This is a genomic window from Pilimelia terevasa, from assembly GCF_014647915.1.
GTDB lineage: Bacteria > Actinomycetota > Actinomycetes > Mycobacteriales > Micromonosporaceae > Pilimelia > Pilimelia terevasa.
Genome location: NZ_BMQC01000004.1, coordinates 49,730 through 70,791, shown reverse-complemented (window position 1 = coordinate 70,791; position 21,062 = coordinate 49,730). Strand labels below are relative to the sequence as shown.

Below are 21,062 nucleotides of genomic sequence, written 5' to 3'. Positions count from 1 at the left end.
GGCATCCCACGTCCGGGGCTTGCGCTGGTGAGCTTCGCGTGTCGTTCACTAAGGTACGCCTAACTTCACCTAGGGAGCCCCTCGCCCATGACCATCGCGCCAGTCCGTTCCGCACCTCCGCCGGACGCCGCGCCCCAGCGCCGCCGTGCCGCGGCGGCGCTGGGGGCGGGACTCGCCGCGCTCCTGGTGCTGTGCGTCCTGTCCGTCGCCGTCGGCAGCCGGGGCGTCGGGCTCGCCGACATCGTCTGCGCTCTCACCGCCCCCGGGGACGACGAGGTGACCGCGATCGTCCGGGGGCTGCGGGTCCCGCGCACCGCGCTCGGCCTGCTGGCCGGCGCGGCGCTGGGCCTGGCCGGGGCGCTGATGCAGGCCATCACCCGCAACCCGCTCGCCGACCCGGGCATCTTCGGCGTCTCCGCGGGCGCGGCGTTCGGCATCGCCGCCTCGATCGCGCTGTTCGGCCTGACCAGCCTGTACGGGTTCATCTGGTTCGCGCTGCTCGGGGCGCTCGCCGCCGGGCTGCTCGCCCAGCTCATCGGCAGCCTCGGCCGCACCGGCGCGACGCCGGTCTCCCTCGCGCTGGCCGGCGTGGCGGTCAGCACCCTGCTCGGCTCGATGACCTCCGCCGTGGTCCTGACCGACCCGGCGGCGCTGAACCGGTACCGGTTCTGGTCGGCCGGCTCCCTCGCCGGCCAGGACGCCGGGGTGCTGGTACAGGTGGCACCCTTCGTGGCCGCCGGCACAGTGCTGGCGCTGGCGCTGGCGCCGCAGCTCAACAGCCTCGCCCTCGGCGACGACGTGGCGCGCGGCCTCGGCCGGCACCCCGGCCGCACCCGCGCCCTGGGGATCGTCGCCGTCACCCTGCTCACCGGCGCGGCCGTCGCCGTCGCCGGGCCGATCGTCTTCCTGGGCCTGGTGATCCCGCACTTGGCCCGCTTCTTCACCGGCCCGGACCACCGCTGGCTGCTGCCGCTGTCCGCCGTCCTCGCGCCGTGCCTGCTGCTGGCCGCCGACATCCTCGGGCGCGTGGTGGCGCGGCCGTCGGAGATCCAGGTCGGCGTCCTCACCGCGGTGATCGGCGGACCCTTCTTCGTCGCCCTCGTCCGCCGCCGCCGGATCGCGGAGCTGTGAGCCGATGACCGCCACCGCCCCCCGCCCCGACCTGACCCTCGCGGCGCCGCCGCCGGCCCCGCCGGCCCGCGACGCCGCGGGCCGGCGGCTCGCCGTGCGGATCGGGCGCGCCTCCGGCGTCCTGCGGCCCCGGGCCGTCGCCGTCGCGGCCGTCCTGGCCGTCCTGACGTTCGCGGCGTTCTGCGTCGCCGTCGGCACCGGCGACTACCCGATCGGCCTGGACCTGGTCCTGCGGGAGATCGTCGGGGTCACCGACTACGACACGTGGGTGGTGATCAACGAGATCCGGCTGCCCCGGGCGCTCACCGCCGTGGCCGTCGGCGCGGCCCTGGGCCTGTCCGGGGCGATCTTCCAGACGATCACCCGCAACCCGCTGGCCGCGCCGGACATCATCGGCGTCACCGAGGGCGCGACGCTGTTCGTCGTCGCCGGTACCGTGCTCGGGGTCGGCGGCGGCCTCGGCGCGCAGGCGCTCGCCCTGGCCGGCGCCCTCGCCGTGGCGACACTGGTCTACCTGCTCGCCCGCCAGCGCGGCAGCACCGGGTACCGGATCATCCTCATCGGCATCGGCGTCTCCGCCGTCTGCCTGGCCGTCACCGACTACCTGCTGACCCGCAGCGAGATCTTCCAGGCGCAACAGCTCATGGGCTGGCTCGTCGGCAACCTGAACCTGCGCGACTGGGGCCACGCCACGCCGCTGCTGCTCGCCCTGGCGGTGCTCGGGCCGGCGGCGCTGGTCGCGCAGCGCTGGATGCCCCTGCTGCAACTCGGCGACGAGGTCGCCACCGGCCTCGGCGTCCCCGTGCACCGGGCCCGCTTCACGCTGCTCGTCATCGGCGTCGGGCTGGCCGCGTTCGGCACCGCCGCCGCCGGCCCGGTGCTGTTCGTCGCGCTGGTTGCCCCGCAGATCGCCCAGCGGCTCGTCCGCCGGGCCACCCCGCCGCTGGTCGGGTCCGCCCTGGCCGGCGCCTGCGCGGTACTGGTCAGCGACGTCATCGCCCAGCGCGTGCTGCCCCAGGTCGACCTGCCGGTCGGCGTCGTCACCGGCATCCTCGGCGCACCGTGCCTCATCTGGCTCCTGGTGCGCGCCAACCGCTCCGGCTCGGGAGGCTGAGCATGACCACCGCCAACCCGCCCGCACCGGCCGCGGCCCCCGCCGTCCGCCTGCGCGCCGAGGGGCTGACCGTCGGGTACGCCGACCGGACCATCATCGCCGGCCTCGACCTCGACCTGCCCGCCGGCAAGGTCACCGCCGTCGTCGGCGCGAACGCCTGCGGCAAGTCCACGCTGCTCAAGACCATGGCCCGGCTCCTCACCCCGCGCGCGGGCGGCGTCATGCTCGACGGGCAGGCCATCCACCGGATGCGTACCGCGGACGTGGCCCGCACCCTGGGCATCCTGCCCCAGTCGCCGGTCGCCCCCGACGGCCTGACCGTCGTCGACCTGGTCAGCCGCGGCCGCGCGCCGCACCAGGCCTGGTGGCGGCAGTGGGGGCGCGGCGACGAGCGGGCCGTCGGCGAGGCGCTGGCCGCGACCGGGATGGCCGACCACGCCGACCGCATGGTCGACGAGCTGTCCGGCGGCCAGCGGCAGCGGGCCTGGATCGCGATGGCCATCGCGCAGGAGACGCCGATCCTGCTGCTGGACGAGCCGACCACGTTCCTGGACATCGCGCACCAGATCGACGTCCTGGACCTGGTGCTGGACCTCAACCGGCGGCGCGGCCGCACGGTGGCCATGGTCCTGCACGACATCAACCAGGCGTGCCGGTACGCCGACCACCTCGTGGCGATGAAGTCCGGCGTGATCGTCGCCCAGGGCGCGCCCGCCGCCATCGTCACCTCCGCGCTGATCGAGGAGGTGTTCGACCTGGACTGCCGGATCGTCGCCGACCCCGTCAGCCACACCCCCATGATCGTGCCGATCGGCCGGCATCACTCCGCGCCGCCGGCCTGCTGAAAACTGCCATCCGGCAGAGAGGAAAAAACATGAGTCACCCCACGCGCGTCGGTCTCCTGCGGCGCTCGACGCTCTGTCTCGTCGGTGCCGCCCTGGCCGTCACCGGTCTCGCCGCGTGCGGCGAGGAGGCCCCGCAGCCCGCCGGCCGGAAGGTCGCGGCCAGCTCCGGCCCCTGGACCTACACCGACGCCAGCGGCACCCCGGTCACCCTGCCCAGGCGCCCCGAGCGGATCGTCGCCTACGTCGGCTCCGCCGCGGCGCTGTGGGACCTGGGCGTCAAGCCGGTCGGCGTCTTCGGCCCGCAGAAGCGGCCCGACGGCTCCAAGGACCCGCAGGCGGGCAACGTCGACGTCGACGCCGTCACCTCCGTCGGCAACAGCTGGGACGACTTCAACCTGGAGAAGTTCCTGGCGCTGAAGCCCGACCTGGTGGTCACCGGCCGGTACGGCAAGGGCGCCGACGAGCTGTGGGCGCTGCCCGCCGAGTCCCTGGCCAAGATCCGCGCGACGGCCCCGGTCGTGGGGATCAACGAGTACCAGGCGCCGCTGCTGACCGTCATCGACGACTACCGCAAGCTCGCCGCCTCGCTGGGCGCCGACCTGGACGCGCCGGAGCAGAAGGCGGCCGTGGACGGCTTCACCAAGGCCGGCGACGCCCTGAAGGCCGCCCTGGTCGCCAAGCCCGGTCTGAAGGTCATGTTCGCGTACGCCGACAAGACCAACTTCTACGTCACCAAGCCCGAGTACTTCGGCGACATCTCCTACTACAGGTCGCTGGGCATGGACATGGTCGTGGGCGGCGGTACCGAGGAGCACTGGGAGATGCTGAGCTGGGAGCAGGCGGGCAAGTACCCGGCCGACCTGATCATCACCGACTCCCGGTCGCACGCGCTGAGCCACGACCAGCTCGCCGCCATCCCGACGTGGAAGCAGCTCCCGGCCGTCAAGGCCAACCAGATCGGCCTGTGGCCGGGCGAGTCCCGCTTCAGCCACCTGCTGTCGACCAAGGTCGTGCAGGACATGACCGCCCTGATCGGCGCCTCCCGCCCCGACGTCGTCTGAGTCGGCCGGCCCGCGGGCCGGGTACGGGCAGCGGGGGGTCGGCCGCGTCGCGGCCGGCCCCCCGTGTCGTGTGGCGGCGACGCTCCCGGACCGCCGCCGGGCGGGCGCCGCTCAGGGGCGGGCGTAGAACTCCACCTCGCCGATCGCGGCGCGGGTGGCCGGCGGCATACCGTACGTCTGGCCGACCGTCAGCCGGAGCCGGAGCACCCCGTCGACCTCCACCGACGTCGACTGGTCGCCGGGCGCGTCGCGCAGCGCCTGCTCGACCCGGGTCACCCGCCCGCCGGTACCGGTGAAGGTCAGCACCAGCGTGCGGGGACGGCCCTCGGCCAGGAACGCCACCTTGTCGTCGGACACCCCCGCGTGCACGATCACCTCCCGCAGGTCGGTCGGCTCGGCGAAGCGCAGCTCCGCCCACTCGCCGGCCCCGCCGACCGGCGCCCAGTACCGGTTCGTCGCGCCGTCGTAGAGCAGCCGCGGCTCGGTACCGGCGGCCGAACTGGACGCCCGCGCCCCCGACGGCGTGACCGGCACCCGGTCCGAGACCAGCTCGCGGGCCGCGTCGACGGCCGACCGCCACCAGCCCCGGCGCGCGCCCAGGACGGCCACGGCGGCCACGGCCAGCAGCAGGACCAGCAGCGCGGGGACGGCCCGCCCGCGGCGCAGCGCCCGCCGGTGGCCGAGTTCGTGGCCGACGGCGTCGGTGTCGGCGCCGCGCCCGCGCAGGCGCCGCCACCACGACAGCCGGCCCGCCGCGGCGGCCGCGGCCAGACCGGCGCCGCAGCGGGCGCAGAACCGCCGGCCGGCGTCGTTGGCGGTGCCGCAGGCGCGGCAGGTCGGGCCGCCCGGGGCGGCCGTCGGCGCCGCGGGCGCGGCCACCGGGCGGCGCGGCACGGCCTCGCCGGGCTGCACCGGCTGCGGCGCCGCGCGGTCGGCCGGGGCGGGCGGGTCGGCCGGGGCGGGCGCGACCGCGCCGGCCGGGGCGGGCGCCGCCGGGGCGGGCGCGGCCTGGTCACCGTGGTCGGCCGGGGCGGCGGGGGCCGGGGCGGGCGGCGCCGGCCGGGGCGCCGCGGGGGTCTCCCGCGCGGGGGGCAACGGCGCCGGAGGGGTGTCGGCGATGTGGTCGTGGCCGTTCACCGGGGCCGTCCGCGTCGTCGGCCGCCCCGGCCCGGCGCCGTTGGCCCGGCGCGGAGAGGCCGAGGACGGCGGGGGCGGGCCGGGGGCGTCGCGCGCCTCGCTGCCGGCCGGGACGCGGGGCCGGTCCAGGGGGCCCGCGGCGCCCGGGGCGGCGTCGGAGGTGGCCGGGCCGCTGGCGGCGCCCGCGTCGCCGGACCAGGCCAGGAACGCCCCGCACGAGGCGCAGAACCGCTCCCCCGCCTCGTTGCGGTGCCCGCAGTCCACACAGACCAGTGCCGTCACGTCCGCCCCCCGACCCGCACGGCGTGCGGCACGTGCGCCGGCTTCACCGCCGCGACCAGCTCCTGCGCGCGCGCCGACAGCGCCGCGTCGCCGTCCACCGTGACCTCCAGCCACGGCTCGTCGTCCCCCGGCAGGGCGCCATCGGCGTCCGCCGACCAGGCGCAGCCGCCGCTGTCGCGCACCGCCACCGGCACCCCGCAGGCCAGGGTCAGGTACGCGGCCATGCCGCCCGGGGTGCCGCGGCGGGCGTGCAGGGCGGCCGCCCCGGCGGTCAGGGCCCGCGGGCCGGCCGCGTCCGGCAGGCCGACCCAGCCGGCCAGCCACGCGGCGAAGTCCGGCGGCGCCAGGTGCGGGTCCAGGTACGCCGGCAGGTTGTCCAGGACCGCGCACACCGGGGCGAGGACCTCGTCCAGCGCCGCGACCAGGCGCCGGGTGAGGTCGTCGTCCTGGTACATCGCGGGCAGGGTCCGCCCGATCGGGTGCGGGCTGGCCAGCCCGGGTACGGTGCCGCGCATCCCCACCTCCTAGTCCACCCGGACCTGGTGCCGGTACGACTGCACGAGCGCCGTGTCGGCCACCTCGATCTGCGCGGTCGGCTCGCCGCGGTCGCCGGTGCGCGGGTCGGCGGGGAACAGCGCGGCCTCCGCCACCGCGGCGACCCCGGGCACCCGCTGCAGCACCGCGTGCAGCTCGCCCACCCGTACCGCCCGCCCGAACGGCCAGCCCGCGCCCTCGGCGCCGCCGACCAGCGGGCTGAGGTACCGGTGCAGCGCCTCGCGCGCCCGGTCGCGCACGGCCGCGCGGTCGGCGCCCGGGGCCGCCCGCAGCGCCGCGACGACCGTGACCCCCTGGTAGTACGGCGGGGCCACCAGCACCCGCGCCCCGACGCAGCGCCGCTCCGCCAGGGCCGCGGTGACGGCGGCCAGGGTGTCCGGCGCCGGGGCCAGCGCGGCGAACGGCACGTCGCCGTCGTCGGCCAGCGGCGCCGCGGGTACGACGAGCACCCGGACGGCGCCGGGCGCGTCGGGGTCGGCGACCGCGCGGACCCGGGCGAGCTGCGGCGCCGCCTGCCGCGCCAGGTACTCGTAGTCGGCGACGGTCACCGCGCGCTCGCGGGTCCGCAGGCTCAGCGGCCCGCGCACGAGGGCCTCGGCGACGGTCTCCCCGTCCACCCCGCCGCCGGCCGCCCGCCGGTTGCCGACCCGGTGGACGAACGGCACCGGGTCGCGCAGGACCCGCAGCAGGCCGGCGGCCACGTTGCCGGCCCGGCCGCCGCCGTGGCGGTACCGCGCGGCCCGCAGCGCCGCCCCCTGCGGCGGCACCGCCCCGTACGCGCGCAGCGTGCCGTCCGGCTCGCGGACCGCCGGCCCGAGCCGGATCTCGCCGGCCGCGGCGTCCAGCGTGAAGTGCGGGTCGGCGGGGCCGGAGTCGGCGAACGAGTCGACCTGCCGCCACTGCTGCCAGCCCTCGCCGGTGGAGACCTGGAGCACGAGGGCGTCCGCGCCGGGGACGACCGGCCGGCGGCGCAGCCGGAACCGCTGCCCGGCCACGCCCTCGGACAGCCCGACCACCTCGTCGGTGACCAGTCCGGCGTGGACGGCCCCGGTGCTCCCGCCGACGGTCTGCGCGGCGGCCGCCCGGATCGTCGGCGAGGAGCTGTAGAAGGGCTGGCCGGCCGCCGGCTCGACGACCCGGCAGCGCAGCCACGCCGCCCGCTGCTGGGCGATGACCGACGCGGCGTGCCCGGCCGGGACGTGCACGACGACGTCGCCGGCCCGGTTCAGGCCGCCGGTGGCGTCGGAGTCCAGGGCGCACGGCGCCCAGTCGGCGCCGGTCCACGCCTCCCAGACCAGCGGCGGGTCGCGCGGGTCCACGCCGACGCCGCGCACGTCGCAGTCCAGCCGCAGCAGCACCGCGCAGCGGGGTACCGGGTCGGAGAGGCCGAACAGCACCGTGTCGCCGGGCTCCGGCGTCGGGGCGAAGCAGTGCATCGGGTTGCCGAGCACCAGCTCGGCGTCCCGGACCACCGGCGCGCCCTGGCGCGGCGCGGTGATCAGGTGGTCCAGGGCGCAGGGGACGATGTCCAGGGGCTCGGCGACGGTGAACAGCACCGGGTCCTCCTGCTCGGTGCGCACGGTGCCCACCTCCGCGCCGTCCGGGACCCGCACCGGCGCCGGTTGCGGGGCCGACAGCCAGAACGTCAGCTCCGCGCGCGCCGCGGTCGGGGGGTGCGGCGTGACCCCGATCAGCTCCAGGAACCGCCGGTAGTGGCTCTCGGGCACCCGGTTCAGGCGGTAGATGAGCTGGTCGACCATACCCGCGAACGCCTCGATCAGCGTGATCCCCGGGTCGGAGATGTTGTGGTCGCTCCACTCGGGGCAGCGGCGGTGGACCAGCCGCCTGGCGTCGTCGACCAGGTCCTGGAAGCCGCGGTCGTCCAGCGACGGCGGCGACAGGCTCGTGCGCTCCGGCGACAGGCTCACGCGGTCACCGCCCGGCGCTGCGGCACGGCGTCGAGGGCGTCCGCGGCGGCGGCCACCTCGGCCGGGTCCGGGGCGCGGCCCTCCGGCGGGATCACGTAGAACGGGAACACCAGGTTGCGCGGGTCGTTGCTGTTGCGCGCGGTGTAGTGGACGTCGATCAGCAGCGCCCCGGCGTCGGCGTCGGCGAAGCTCACCCGCACGTCGTCCACGGTGATCCGCGGCTCGAACAGCTCCAGCGCCACCCGGACCGCGTACGCGATCTGCCCCGCTGTCGCCGCGTCGGCCGGGGCGAACACGAGGTCGTGGATGGCGCAGCCGAACGCCGGCCGCATCGGCCGCTCGCCGGGCGCGGTGCCCAGGATCAGCCGGATGCTCTCGGCCAGCGCCCGGTCGCCGCGGACCAGCGCGACCGCGCCGGTGGCGTCGGTGCGGACCGGGTACGCCCAGCGGGCGCCGATGAGGTCGGGCTCCACGGACACCGTCAGCCTCCGATCAGGACGGTCGGGCAGCCGGGCGGCAGGATCGGCGCCCCGCAGCCGGTCAGGTCGCCGACCCGGGCGGCGGGCAGCCCCCCGACGAGCACCGTGGGGCAGCCGGGCGGCAGCACCGGGGTCGGCGGGTGGACGGCCGGCGGCGGGAAGGCGCACGAGTGCAGCGTGCCCACCGTCGCCGCCGGCAGACCGCCGATGAGCACGGTGGGGCACCCCGGCGGGGTGAGGACGCCCGGGTGTCCCGTGACGTCGCCCACGCGGGCGGCTGGTGGCATGGCGCACCTCTCTCGTCAGTTGATCCGCACGATCGCCCCGCGGACCGTGACCGGCCCGGCGGCGGAGACCTCGGTCTGGCTCTGGCCGGCGACCTTGACCGCGGCGCCCTCCAGCGCGGCACCGGCGGTACCGGCGAGGCTGAGGCGGCCGCCGGCATCCACCGACACGTCGGTCTGCGCCCGGACGACGACCTTGTTGCCCTGCAGGGTCAGGTCCCCGGTACCGGCGTCGACGGTGACGCCGCGGCTGCCGGTGATCGTGACGGTGCCGTCGGCGGCGACGGTGACCGTCGTCCCCTTCCGGTCCAGCACCAGCTTGTACCGGCCGTCGCCGGTGGCCACGGTCACGCCGTCGACCGCGGTCGACTCGGCCAGGTCGACCCGGTGCCCGGTGCGCGACACCAGGTACCGGCCCGTCACCTGGCCGTTTCCGCCGTCCACCACCGGGGCGGCGGTGGACGGCGGCAGGTCCTTGCCGTTGTACAGCCCGCCCAGCACGTACGGGGCGTCGACGCGGCCCTGCTCGAACCCGACCAGCACCTCGTCGCCGACCTCCGGCAGCAGCAGCGTCCCCCGGCCCGGGCCGGCGCCGGCCTGGACGGTCCGGGCCCAGCCGGTCACGTAGTCCTCGGCCAGCCACGGCAGCTTCAGCCGGACCCGGCCCTGCTGCGCCGGGTCGCGGACGTCGGACACCACGGCGGTCACCAGACCGGCCACCCGCGGCGCCGCGGTCACCGCGCCGCCGTGGCTGACCAGCCCGTACAGGCTGCGCTCCTGCCGCCCGCTGACCACGAACGCGGTCGTGTAGCCGGCGGCGTCGAAGGTGTGCCGGGTCGCCGACAGCGTGTACCGGCCGTCGAACTCCGCGCCCATCCCGGACAGCCGCACCGCGGTGCCGGCCCGCAGCGCGGGGTTGCCGCGGGCCGTCCCGTCGAGTTCGGCGAACGCGCCGGCCACCTGCGCGGCGAGCGCGTCGGCGGCGGTCTGCGCCGCCCGGGTCCCCCGGTACGGCACGTCGGTGGCCACCAGCGGCGGGCTGGCGAACAGGGCCGCCAGCGCGGCCGGGTCGGTGCGGATCTCGGTGCTGGGCGCCTGCGCGGGGGCCACGGCGACGACCGCGCGCTTGTGCTCCGGGTCCCAGCCGCGCACCTCGACCCGCGGCACCTGGGCGGCGGCGGTGACGCCGGCCCGCAGGCTCAGCAGGTTCGCCCCCGCCTCCAGCACCAGCGGGCTGGTGCTGGCCTGGGTCCCGGACCCCGGCGCGCTGCGCGGCGCCCGGGGCACCCGGAACTCCAGCCGCCCCGCCACGACGTTGATTTCGGCCCCGGCCGTGTCGGCGAGGCGGTGCAGGAAGTCCCAGTCCGACAGGTTCTCCTGGGTCACCTCGGTCTGCGGGGCGCCGGCCACGCCCGGCGCGTCGTCGACGTGGCCCACCGGCAGGCCGGCGCGCCGGGCGACCCTGCGGACGATGTCGGCGACGCTCATGTTCTCGTACGCCGCCACCCGGCGCCCCCGGAACAGCCGGTGCCCGCGGTCCAGCCCGCGGACCACGGTGACGCTGCCCTCGGCGTCCAGTTCGGCCTCCAGCGCCGTGATCTCGCCGTCCAGCAGCACCTGCGGCCCGGCCCGGTCGTCGCTGGCGCGCGCCGTCAGCCGCACCGCCGACCCGATCGCGAACCGCCCCTTGGCCAGGACCGTGCGCCCGGGGTCCCGGAAGCGCAGCGCGAACAGGTCGGGCAGGTTCCGGCTGTCGTCGACGTACGCCGACACCAGCAGCCCCCAGACGTCGGCCGGCGGCGGCACGCCGTCCACGGTGACCTCCAGCGAGCTGGTGAACCCCTGGTTAGGCATCTGGGCCTCCCCCGTCGGCCGGTGCCAGCTCCTCGGCCGCCGGCAGGACCAGCGCGCGGCCGGGCGCCAGCCGCAGCGGGTCGTCGACGCCGTTGACCTGCGCCAGCCGCCGCCACAGCAGCGGGTCCCCGTACGCCTCCTGGGCGATCGAGGCCAGGGTGTCGCCCGCGACGACCACCCGGCTGCAGTGCGCCGTCACCGCTCCCGAGGTCGGGTTCTGGCCGCCGGCCTCCCCCGCGATCTCCTCGATCGTCACCGTGCAGGTGGCGCGCACCGGCAGCCCACCGGGGGTGAAAAGGGTGTACTTCACCGCCACCTGCGACACGAAGGCCGGGAACCCCGTCAGCCCGCCCCACCGGAAGATCACCCACGGCGGGGACGGCTTCCTGGCGTCCAGGCTCGATGCCGTCGGCACGCAGCAGGTGAACAGCCGCTCTACCGACCGCACCACGCCCTCGTCCATCCGGTCGGTGGCGTCGAAGAACATCTCCAGGGTCAGCTTGCACGGGTCGGCGCCGGTGAACTCCGGCACGCCGGACTTCTTCGCGCCCTTCTGGGCGTCCCGCTTCCACCGGGCGCTCTTGGCGACGGCCAGCTCCCGGGGGTTGAACTGGAAGTCGATCCGCCCGCGCGGCGGGCCCGGCGCCGCGGTGCTGCCGGCCGGCGGCGGCTCGCGCAGTTCCAGGTACGCGTGGGTCAGGGCGGGCGGCGCGCCGCCGGCCCGGCCCGCGGGGGCGGCGCCCGCGGCGGTGAACGCGACCGGCGAGGGGCTCACGCGCCGGCTCCGCCAAGGAACCCGTGGTGGGCCAGTTCGAGGGTCTCGGTGGCGACCTTCGGCGAGTCCGGGCTGAGCTGCGGGCCGGTCCAGCGCACCGGTACGACGCCCTGCAGCGCCCAGCTCGTCACGAGCGTGCCGTCCAGGGTGCGGGCCTCGATGGTGGCCGTCTTGCGGGTGATCCCGTGGGCCAGCCCGGCGAACCAGCGCAGCACCTTCGCCGAGTCCGCGGTCACCGGCCGGGAGAGCTTCACCGTCGAGTACTTCAGCCGGGTCGGCAACTGCCACACGTGCCCGTTGTTGCCGCCCTCCTCGCGCTGCTCCAGCACCACCTCGCAGCCGAGCCCGTCGCAGCTATTGAACACACCCAGGTCCGCGTCGTCGATGCGCACGACGAAGCAGACGGCGACGCCGATCTCCCGGTCCACCGCGGCGGTCATCGGAACTCCTCTCGGGCGGTGCCGGCGGTGCGGCCTTTTCGGGCCGTGCCGGTCCTGGTCGGGACGGTCGTTGTCTGGGCGGTCCGTGTCTGGGCGGGCTTCGTCCGGGCGGGCTTCGGGGCGGGCTTCAGGCGGTCAGTGGCGCAGGTCGGTCAGGAGGCCGCGGCGCTCGCGGTCCAGCCGCAGCTCGGCGCGCAGGCGGCGCAGCAGCGGGTCGAACAGGGACGCGAGCACCGCCTCCTGGCCGGCCGGCGGAGCGGCCGCCGACGGGGCCGGCGGGCCGGCCGGGGGCGCGGCGCCGGCCGCAGGTGGCGGGGCGGCGTGCGCCTGCGCCTCAGGGGTGGCGGCGGTGAGGGTCACGGTGCCGTCGGCGCGCTGGAGGTGGAAGACGTCCGGGTACGCCGCCGCCAGCTCCTCCGCGGTCGGCGGCGCGGCGCCCCGGTCCGCGGCCGCCCACGCGGCGGACGCGGCGGCGGGCAGGACCGCGGCAGGTGGGTGGGCGGCCGGCGCGGGTGTCCCGGGTGCCGCGGGGGTCGCGGACGAGGGGCGCGGCTGGTTGGCCGCCCGCGCGACCACCAAGGGAGGGGGCGGTGACAGCGGGGCGGGGTGCGCCGCCGGCCGGTGCGCGCGCGCGTCGGCGGCCAGTCCCGCAACCGTCGGATACGACTCAACCGTCGGATAGGGCGCGGCCGGCAGGGCGGGTGCGGGTACCGCCGGAAGGCCACTGGCGGCCCTCAGCGCCTCGGGCGCCAGCGGCGGGCGGGCGTTGTTACCGCTCGGCTGGGCCGGCCCGCTGTGCGGGAACTGCGCGGTCTGTCGCTGCACCGAGCCGCGCCCGCCCGCGCCGAAGTCCACCGGGCCAACCCGCGGCGCCGCCCCGGAGGCGGCCGGACCGGGCGGCGGCGCACCGACCGTCAGCGGCACGCGGGCAGGCGGTGGCGTGCCAGCCGTCAGCGGCGCGCCGGTGGGCGCGGTCGTCCGGCTGGCGGTCGGCGGGTTCTCCGCCGCGCGCTGCACCGGCGAGGACGGGTGTCTCCACTCCACCGGTACGGCGGCGGGGATCGCGGTCCCGCCCGGGTGGGACCCGGTGACCGGTGTGCCCGCGCCCTCCGCATAGATGCGGGGCGTCCGTTCGCCGATCAGGCGCGCCACCGGCGGCGGTACCCCGGCGTCGGACTGCGGAGACGTCCACCCTGGCGGCGGCGAGCCCGGTGCCGGCGCGGGCCGGCGGGCGGCCACGGGCAGCGGAGAATGCGCGGCGTCCGCCACTGGCGGCGCGGCACCGGCGGCGGCCGCCTCGGGGATCGCGGTGTCGAGCCCGGCGGAGCTGCCGGAGGAGGTGACATCACGGGCTGGCGGACCGCCCGGGAACGCGGTGTCGATCAGAGTGGACGCCTCCGGGGAGGCGGCGTCGACCGCGGCGGACACGTCGGCGGCCGCCGGGGTCGGCGGCGGGTCGGCCGCCCGCTGCGCGCTGACCGTCCCGACCACGGGAAGGTCCGCCGTCGTCGCCGGGACGGCGGGCGCGGTTTCCGGGGCGGCCGGCGTCTCCGCACCGGGCGCCGGTGCGGGCGAGGTGGCGGGCGGGGTACCGGGGCCGGGGGCCGGAGCGGTCCGGGGGCCGGACACCGGCAGTTCGGTGGACACCGCGCGGGCCACTGTCGCCGGACCGGTCCGCACCGGCCCGGCGGTGTCCGCGCCGGTCCCCGCCGGCAGTACCGGTCGGCGTACCTCCGCGGGCTCCCGGCCGGTGCCCAGCGGCGCGCCCAGCCCCAGCCGCGGCGGAGCGGCCCGGTCGGGGTGACCGACGGGCGGCGCGTCCGGCAGTCCGGCGGGGCGCAGGTCTGGAAGCGCGGGCGGCGGTGCGGCGGCGTCCGGCGCCCGGGCGACGACCAGCGGCGGCGGCACGGCGCTGCGCGGCGGCGCACCCGACGGCGAGGGCGCGGTGGCCGGCGGCGAGAGCGGGGTGGCCGGCGGCGGGGAGGCGGGGGTCGGCGCAGTGTGCGTCGGCGGCACCGCCTCCGGCGGCGGCAGGGGGCGGGATTCGCCTGCGGGTTCACCCGCGGCCGCGGGCCGGTCCCGGGCGGCAGACAGATCCCCGGTGGCAGGCAGATCCCCGGTGGCGGACCAGTCGCGGGCGACGAACAGTTCGCGGTCGGCCGGCGGCGAGGACGCCACGGTCAGCGGTGGCCCGATCGGCGTGGGCAGCACGGCCCCGGTCGCCCGGCCGGGTGTCGGCGGCGCGGCGGCGGCCGCCGCCGGCCGGTCGTCGACACCGGCGGAGGCCCGCGCCCGGTGGCCGGCGGGCCGCGGGCCGGCGCCGCGGACCGGCAGTGCCACGCCCGGCACGTCGTGCAGGACGCCGGCCGGCGCGTCCGCGCGCACGGCGTGGGCCAGCGTCGTGAGGTGGCGCGGATCCTGCCAGGTCGTCAGCGTCGCGGCGGTCCGCTGCGCCGTGTGCAGCAGCGGCGCCGGCCCAATCAGCCGGGCCAGCGGCGACAGCTCCCGCCACCCCGCGCGGGCGGCCCGCGCCACCGGACCGGCGGCGCCCACCCCCCCGACCTGCGGCGCGGCGCGGCGGTGCCGGCGGAACGGCCACACCGCCCCTCACCCACCCTCGTTGACGCGGGTGTTCAGGGCGCCGATCTCGGCGACGTACCGCAGCCGGTCGGCGTGCTCCAGGTCGAGCAGGGCGTCCAGCGGCCAGTGGAAGTGGTAGGCGACGTACGCGATCTCGCGGTGGAGCTGCGCGGCCGCGTACGTCACGATTCCCCCAGGCGCCCACCCGCCAGGTCCACCTCGAACCGCTGGGCGCAGGCCGGGCAGGCGACGCTCGCGCGGGCGTGCCCCTCGGCGTTGACCCGGCGGTACAGGTCCTGGAGGAACGCGACGTCGGCGGCGAACAGGTCCTCGATGGTGCCGGCGTGCACGTCCGCCAGGGTGCCCAGGCGGGTCACGACCCGGCCGAGCAGGACGACGGTCAGGTACGCCGGGTTCTCGCGCACCCGGTCGTCGCGCAGCGGCACCAGTTCGTCGCGGGCGGTCGCCAGGCGCATCGTCCCGTCGCGGTGCACCGTGCCGGCCTCGTCCACGTACCCGCGCGGGAGCGTGAACGCGAACTCGGTGTGCATCGGGGCGGGGTCCCGCGCCCCGGGCTGGTCGGGCGCGGGCGGCGCGGCCGGCAGGTCGGCGAGCGCGACGGAGCGGCGCACGGCTACTCGACCTCCAGGCTCTCGTACGTGATGACCACCTTCTCGGTGCACACGGACGTGTCGCCGGCCTTCAGCGCGCCGATCTCCAGGCTCTTGGGCCAGGCGTTGACCAGCTTGTACCGCTTGATGGCCGCGCCCTCGTAGTCATAGACCACGATGGCGCCGCCCTTGCGGGCCGTGCTCATCTTCCCGAAGCGGGAGTCCTTGACCCACTTCTCGAAGCTGTTGTCGGACGTCAGGCCCCGGGTGAGGGTGACCTCGCCGGCCTTGGGCCGGCCGGGCAGCTTCTTGATCATGTACTTGCCGTCGTTGGTGTTCTGCTTGAGTTCGATGACCTCCTGCTCGAACTTGAGCCCGGAGATCTCGGTGATCTGCTTGATCAGAACGCCGTCGAACTCCAGGCCGAACGAGTGGCCGACCGAACTGTCGAGATCAGGGAGTGCCATGGCCTGCTCCTACTCGGCTACCAGGGAGGTCCCGCCGCTGAACTGGGCGAGTCGGAAGATGACGAACTCGGCCGGCTTGACCGGCGCGACGCCGATCTCGCAGACCACCTGACCGGCGTCGATGCCCTCGGCCGGGTTGGTGTCGCGGTCGCACTTGACGTAGAACGCCTCGTCGGGGGTGAGCCCGAACAGGGCGCCCTTGCGCCACTCGTTGACGAGGAAGGCGCTGATGGTGCGCCGGATCCGCGCCCACAGGTCGTCGTCGTTGGACTCGAAGACCACCCACTGGGTGCCGGTGAGGATCGACTCCTCCAGGTAGTTGAACAGCCGCCGGACGTTGAGGTACCGCCACGCCGGGTCCGAGGACAGCGTCCGCGCCCCCCAGACCCGGATCCCGCGGCCGGGGAACGCCCGCAGGCAGTTCACGCCGATCGGGTTCAGCAGCTCCTGCTCACCGCGGGTGAGCTGGGTCTCCAGGGCGACCGCGCCGCGGATCACCTCGTTGGCCGGCGCCTTGTGCACGCCGCGGGTGTCGTCGTTGCGGGCCCAGATGCCGGCCATGTGCCCGGACGGCGGCACGTACCGGTTGATGCCGGCGGTCGGGTCGAAGACCTTGACCCACGGGTAGTACAGCGCGGCGTACTTGGAGTCGAACCCGCCGCCGTCGGCGCGCCACTGCTTGACCTGCTGCGGCGAGTGGCCGGGCAGCGGGTCCAGGATCGCCATCCGGTCGCCCATCAGCTCGCAGTGGGCGATGATGCCGGTCTGGACCGCCTTGACGGCCTCGGCGTCGATGGCCCCCTGCTCGTAGGCGGCCATCAGGTCCGGGACGGCGACCATCGTGATGTCGTCGATCGCCTCCAGCCCGCCCAGGCCGGTGCGCTCGGCGGCGTCGCCGACGTAGTCCCGCGCGGAGCGGACGCCTGGTTCGCCGGCCGGCTGCTCCGCCTGCCGCGCGGCGGCCGGCGCGGGCGGCGCCACGAGTTCGACCACGCCCTTCTCCGGCCGCGCGGGCGCTCCGGCGATCTCCTCGACGGTGATGAGCCGGGACCGCTCGCGGACCGCGCTGACGATGTTGTCCTTGCCCTTGCCGGTCGTGACCGGCCCGATCGTCTCCTCGACCTTGTTGCCGCGCTTGACCACGAGGATGAACGCGTCCTCGCCCGCCTCGCCGCCGGCCTCGCCGACCTCGACGCTGATCGCCGGGCCGCGCTGGCCGGCCGGCAGGGCCGCGGGCCGGGCGTGGACGGTGTAGCCGCCGAGCTGCGCCTGCGGCGCGGCCGCGAGCTGGGCGGGCGCGGCCTGGGCGGTTGGCGCGGCACCGGCGCCGTCCCCGCCCACCCGGACGATGTACGCGCTGCCGCCGCCGTTGAGGAAGTAGCCGAAGACCGAGTGGGCGAGGTACGAGCCGGGGACGAACTCCCCGAACGTCTTGGTGAACTGGCTCCAGCTCGTCACCAGCGTGGGCTGGTCGACCGGGCCGTCGGCGGCGAGGCCGACGAAGGCCGCGACCGCGGTACCGACGCCTTCGATCGGCCGGGACCCGGCCTCCGCTTCCTCGACGTACACGCCCGGCGACAGGTAGGTGGGCATCGGTCCTCCTCTGGGTGGCCCGCGGCGGCCGTCCGGTGCGGACGCCGGTGGGGCCTTTTCAGCATGGACAGCCGGTCCGGGCGGCGCCGCGGGCCGGACGCGCCTGGCCCGCTCCGCCGGTTTCGCTGCCCCGACGGACCTGTCCGATGGGGCAGCCGGCGGGGTCGCCGCGTGCCGCCGGCCGCGCACCGGCGCCGGCCGGCCGCTGTCCCGGGGGCCGCCGTTGCCCCCGGGGGCAACGGATCGGGGACGCACGGCCGCCTCTTGCCTTGGCCCCGATCGCCGGGCGGCCGCCATCGTCGAGGGGTGCGGACCGACGGCTCACCAGCCCGGGTGCGCGCCGGCTCCGCCGCGCGCGCCCCCCACCCCGCCGGCTCCCGCCGCGCTCCGGCCGCGACCCGGCCCGCTCCGGCCGCGGCCGGGGCGCCGCGGCGGGGTCCCGCCGGCCCGGCGGCCGGCGCCCTCCTGCCGCTGCACCGCGCGGCCGGCAACGCCGCGGTCGCCGCCCTGGTGGCGCAGCGGGCGACGGCCGCCCCGGCGGTGCCGCCGCCCGGGCTCGCCCCGGCGCAGGACCCGCGCTTCGCGGCGGCCGCCGCCCGGGTCCGGCAGGCGGCCGGCGCCACCCGCGCGCACCCGGCGCCGGCCCGCGAGGTCCGCGCCGCCCAGGCGGCGGCCGTGCCCCCGCCGGACCACCGCGAGGCGCAGGCCGAGGCGGCCCACACCGGGCGGATGGACGCGGCGGCGCCGGGGGTCTTCGACAAGGCCGCGTTCGTCGCCGCGGTGACGGCCGCGATCGCCGCGCGGGCGCCGCAGACCCTGGAGCAGGCCGACGACTTCGCCGGCTCCGGCAGGCCGGAGGAGGTCAGGACCGCCGTCGCCGGCACAGTGGCGACCGGCCACCAGCGGGCCGCGCGCGACATCGCGGACCGGACCGCGGCCGCCCCCGACCCGGCCGCCGCCCGGGACAAGCCGGTGACGGCCCTGCCGCCCGCGCCCGCAACGCCCCGGCCGGCGCCGCCGACGGCCCGCGACGCCGCGCCGAAGCCCGCACCGGCCGCGCAGGTGCGCACCGGCGCCGGCCGCGCGGAGTCCGACGCGGCGATGCGCGCGGCGGGCGTCTCCGAGGACCAGTTGGCCCGGTCCCACGAGCCGGAGTTCGCCGCCGCCGTCGCGGCCAGACAGGAGGGCCGGCGGCACGACGCGGCGGCGCCGGCGGCGCTGCGGGCCAGGGAGGCTGCCACCCTCGCCGGGGCGACCGCCGCCGCGGGCGCCGCGGCCCGGGCCGGCGTCGCGGGGATGGCCGCCGCGAAGACGGCCGCCACGGGCCGGGCGGCCGCGGGCAAGGCCGCGACCAAGGCCCGCGACGAGGCGGAGCGGGCGCGGATCAGCACCGAGATCAGGGCGATCTTCGACACGACCCGCAAGGACGTGGAGCAGCTCCTCGCCGACCTCGACGCGGGGGTGGCGGCGCGGTTCGCCGAGGGCGAGGCGCGCTGCCGGGCGGCGTTCACCGCGGACCACCGGGAGCGGATGGCCGACTATAAGCGGCGGCGGTACGGGGGCTGGGCCGGCGGGCTGCGGTGGGCGAAGGACAAGCTGGTCGGGATGCCCGCGGAGGCCAACGAGATCTTCGCCGGGTCGCGGCGGCGGTACGAGGCGGGGATGCAGGAGATGATCTCCTCGATCGCCGACCACGTGGGCGCCGGACTGGCCCGGGCCAAGGCCCGGATCGCGGCCGGGCGCGCGCAGGTGGCCCGGCACGTGGCGGAGCAGCCCGCCCACCTGCGCCGGATCGCCGGTACCGCCGCCGCGGCGCTGGCCGACGAGTTCGCCGCGCTGGAGTCCGCGGTGGACGAGAAGCGGGCGGCGCTGGTCGACGACCTCGCCGCCCAGTACGTGGAGGCCCGCGCAGCGGTGGACGCGGAGATCACCGCGATGCAGGCGGAGAACCAGGGCCTGTGGGACCGGGCCCGGGAGGCCGTCGCCGGGGCCGTCCAGACCGTCCTGCGACTCAAGGACATGCTGCTGGGTGTGCTGTCCCGGGCGGCCGACGCGGTGGGTCTGATCATTCGCGACCCGATCGGCTTCCTCGGCAACCTCGTCCACGCCGTCCGGGGCGGGATCGTCAACTTCGCCGCGAACATCGTCGACCACCTCAAGACCGGTCTGAAGGCGTGGCTGTTCGGCAACCTGGCCGCGGCGGGCGTAGCGCTGCCCGACACCCTGGACGCGCGCGGCATCCTCACTCTGGTACTCAGCGTCCTCGGCCTGACCTGGGCCAACGTCCGCGCCCGCATCCTGAGGCACCTCCCGGAGCGGGTGCTGACCGCGCTGGAGTCCACGCTGGACGTCGTCCGGGTCCTGGTCACCGAGGGGCTGCCGGGCCTATGGGCACTGGTCGTGGCCAGACTCGGCGACCTGAAGGAGCTGGTGCTCGGGCAGATCCGGGAGTTCGTCGTCGAGCGGATCGTCAAGGCCGGGATCGTCTGGCTGATCTCCCTGCTCAACCCGGCCGCCGCGTTCGTCAAGGCCTGCCAGGCGATCTACCAGATCGTGATGTTCTTCGTGGAGAAGGCCGCCCAGGTCAAGGAGTTCGTGGACTCGGTGCTCGACTCGGTCACCGCGATCGCCCGCGGCGGCGCCGGGGCGGTGGCCGGCCTGGTGGAGCGGTCGCTGGCCAAGGCGCTGCCGACGGTCCTGGGGATGCTGGCCAGCCTGCTCGGCCTGGGCGGCATCTCCGACAAGATCAAATCTGTCCTGGAGAAGGTGCAGAGGCCCGTCAACTCGGTGATCGACGCGGTCGTCGGCACCGTGGTGAAGGCCGGCCGCGGGCTGCTGCGCGGCGGCGCGCTCGGCCGCGCGGGGCAGTGGGGGCGCGGCCAGCTCGACCGGGGCCGGCGGGCGGCGGCCGGCGCGCGCGACGCCGCGGTCCGCGGCGCCCGCCGCGCGGTCGACTGGCTCCGGCTGCGCACCTCGTTCACCGCCGCGGACGGCTCGGGGCACGCGCTGTACTGGCGGGGGCGCGGCGCCGCCGCCGCGCTGACCGTCGCCTCCGGTACGCCGACCGTCGTGGCCGCGCTGCTGCGCGGGATCGCGCCGAAGATCCGGGCGGCGCACCCCGGCCTCGTCGGCGCGCTGGCCGCCGCCGAGGCCAACGAGCGTGCCGTCCAGGCGGAGAAGGCCGTCGTCGAGCAGGCCGGCCCGGCGGGCCGGGACCCCCGCGCCGTGGACCGCCTGAACGCGGCGATGACCGCCCAGGCCACGCTGCTCGCCCCCCTGATTCCGGTCGCCTACCCCGCCCTGCCGCCGACCGCCTCGGGCTTCCCGGCCTGGGTACAGCCCGGCCACCTGGTCAAGCGCGGGCCTGCGGTGGCGATCGTCCAGCGCCTGGACCCCGGTACCGGCGGCCGCGGCCCGCTGGCGCACTACCTGCTGGTCAACCCGCGCACCCGGTTCAGCAGCCCGTGGGTACCGCCCAGCGGCGCCACCGGCCGGGGCGCGGACTCGCCGTCGGTGGTGACCCGCGACTGGCAGCCCAAGCCGGCGACCGAGGCGCGCCCGTACTACATGGGGCCCAACCCGCGCCGGACCGACCCGATCTACCAGGACGTCGTCAACCGGATGACCGGCGAAGGCAAGATCGTCAACGGCCAGGTCCGGTACGCCCGCAGCCCGCTGGGCGTGCCCCTGCCCGCCGGCCAGGCCCACCTGTACCCGCTGTCGGTCTGCGCGATGGGCCACATCATCGACGCGGTGACGTGGTGGAACAGCAACGGGCGGTTCACCGGGCCGCAGTCGGCGGAGGTCCGGGCGTTCATGACCAACCCGATCAACTACGAGCTGGAGCCGGGCTCGGTGAACTCGCTGCGCGGCGCCACGCTGGGCCAGACGTACGAACCGTGCCCGCCCGGCGTCCCCTGACCCGC

General features: G+C 77.1%; 18 protein-coding genes. 5 read left to right on the top strand and 13 right to left on the bottom strand.

Annotated features, from left to right (window positions below; genetic code table 11):
* Positions 1–87: 87 nt before the first annotated feature.
* The 4 genes from IEY75_RS07375 to IEY75_RS07360 are packed head-to-tail and all read left to right on the top strand — an operon-like array spanning position 88 to position 4,151.
* A complete protein-coding gene (locus IEY75_RS07375; protein WP_189113474.1) occupies positions 88–1,131 on the top strand; it encodes a FecCD family ABC transporter permease in 1,044 nt (347 codons plus the stop codon).
* A gap of 4 nt (positions 1,132–1,135) precedes the next feature.
* Positions 1,136–2,245, top strand: a complete 1,110-nt coding sequence (locus IEY75_RS07370; RefSeq protein WP_189113473.1) for a FecCD family ABC transporter permease — start codon at positions 1,136–1,138, stop codon at positions 2,243–2,245.
* Positions 2,246–2,247: 2 nt separating this feature from the next.
* Positions 2,248–3,090 (top strand): ABC transporter ATP-binding protein, encoded by an 843-nt coding sequence (locus tag IEY75_RS07365; RefSeq protein ID WP_189113472.1) that lies wholly within the window; start codon positions 2,248–2,250, stop codon positions 3,088–3,090.
* A gap of 29 nt (positions 3,091–3,119) precedes the next feature.
* Positions 3,120–4,151: an ABC transporter substrate-binding protein gene (locus IEY75_RS07360; protein WP_189113471.1), complete on the top strand. Its 1,032-nt coding sequence runs from the start codon at positions 3,120–3,122 to the stop codon at positions 4,149–4,151.
* A gap of 111 nt (positions 4,152–4,262) precedes the next feature.
* Here the strand turns inward: IEY75_RS07360 and IEY75_RS07355 are convergent, their stop codons facing one another.
* From IEY75_RS07355 to IEY75_RS07295, 13 genes are all read right to left on the bottom strand, one after another.
* Positions 4,263–5,570 (bottom strand): zinc ribbon domain-containing protein, encoded by a 1,308-nt coding sequence (locus tag IEY75_RS07355; protein WP_189113470.1) that lies wholly within the window; start codon positions 5,568–5,570, stop codon positions 4,263–4,265.
* Entirely contained in the window at positions 5,567–6,085 is a 519-nt protein-coding gene (locus tag IEY75_RS07350) for a phage tail protein (RefSeq protein ID WP_189113469.1), read from the bottom strand. The genes IEY75_RS07355 and IEY75_RS07350 overlap by 4 nt, the downstream gene beginning before the upstream one ends.
* A gap of 9 nt (positions 6,086–6,094) precedes the next feature.
* Positions 6,095–8,053 carry a putative baseplate assembly protein gene (locus IEY75_RS07345; RefSeq protein WP_229789424.1) on the bottom strand — a complete coding sequence of 653 codons (1,959 nt, stop codon included), beginning with the start codon at positions 8,051–8,053 and terminating at the stop codon, positions 6,095–6,097.
* Positions 8,050–8,532 carry a GPW/gp25 family protein gene (locus IEY75_RS07340; RefSeq protein WP_229789423.1) on the bottom strand — a complete coding sequence of 161 codons (483 nt, stop codon included), beginning with the start codon at positions 8,530–8,532 and terminating at the stop codon, positions 8,050–8,052. Before IEY75_RS07340 ends, IEY75_RS07345 begins: the two co-directional genes overlap by 4 nt.
* Positions 8,533–8,534: 2 nt before the next feature.
* Positions 8,535–8,819 carry a PAAR domain-containing protein gene (locus IEY75_RS07335; protein ID WP_189113468.1) on the bottom strand — a complete coding sequence of 95 codons (285 nt, stop codon included), beginning with the start codon at positions 8,817–8,819 and terminating at the stop codon, positions 8,535–8,537.
* A gap of 15 nt (positions 8,820–8,834) precedes the next feature.
* Positions 8,835–10,670 (bottom strand): VgrG-related protein, encoded by a 1,836-nt coding sequence (locus IEY75_RS07330; RefSeq protein WP_189113467.1) that lies wholly within the window; start codon positions 10,668–10,670, stop codon positions 8,835–8,837.
* Complete coding sequence (locus IEY75_RS07325) at positions 10,663–11,445, bottom strand: CIS tube protein (RefSeq protein WP_189113466.1); 783 nt, start codon at positions 11,443–11,445, stop codon at positions 10,663–10,665. Before IEY75_RS07325 ends, IEY75_RS07330 begins: the two co-directional genes overlap by 8 nt.
* A complete protein-coding gene (locus IEY75_RS07320; RefSeq protein ID WP_189113465.1) occupies positions 11,442–11,885 on the bottom strand; it encodes a phage tail protein in 444 nt (147 codons plus the stop codon). The genes IEY75_RS07325 and IEY75_RS07320 overlap by 4 nt, the downstream gene beginning before the upstream one ends.
* A gap of 135 nt (positions 11,886–12,020) precedes the next feature.
* Positions 12,021–14,486 carry a hypothetical protein gene (locus IEY75_RS07315; protein WP_189113464.1) on the bottom strand — a complete coding sequence of 822 codons (2,466 nt, stop codon included), beginning with the start codon at positions 14,484–14,486 and terminating at the stop codon, positions 12,021–12,023.
* Positions 14,487–14,492: 6 nt separating this feature from the next.
* Positions 14,493–14,651: a DUF6760 family protein gene (locus IEY75_RS07310; RefSeq protein ID WP_189113463.1), complete on the bottom strand. Its 159-nt coding sequence runs from the start codon at positions 14,649–14,651 to the stop codon at positions 14,493–14,495.
* The gene (locus IEY75_RS07305; RefSeq protein ID WP_189113462.1) at positions 14,648–15,097 is read right to left on the bottom strand and encodes a hypothetical protein; all 450 of its coding nucleotides are present in this window, start codon (positions 15,095–15,097) and stop codon (positions 14,648–14,650) included. Before IEY75_RS07305 ends, IEY75_RS07310 begins: the two co-directional genes overlap by 4 nt.
* A 2-nt stretch (positions 15,098–15,099) precedes the next feature.
* Positions 15,100–15,543, bottom strand: coding sequence for a phage tail protein (locus IEY75_RS07300; protein ID WP_189113461.1), 444 nt, complete (start codon positions 15,541–15,543; stop codon positions 15,100–15,102).
* Between the two features lie 9 nt (positions 15,544–15,552).
* Positions 15,553–17,136 (bottom strand): phage tail sheath family protein, encoded by a 1,584-nt coding sequence (locus IEY75_RS07295; RefSeq protein ID WP_189113460.1) that lies wholly within the window; start codon positions 17,134–17,136, stop codon positions 15,553–15,555.
* A gap of 306 nt (positions 17,137–17,442) precedes the next feature.
* On the opposite strand from IEY75_RS07295, the gene IEY75_RS07290 reads away from it, so the two are divergent.
* A complete protein-coding gene (locus IEY75_RS07290) occupies positions 17,443–21,057 on the top strand; it encodes a hypothetical protein (protein ID WP_189113459.1) in 3,615 nt (1,204 codons plus the stop codon).
* Positions 21,058–21,062: the final 5 nt, after the last annotated feature.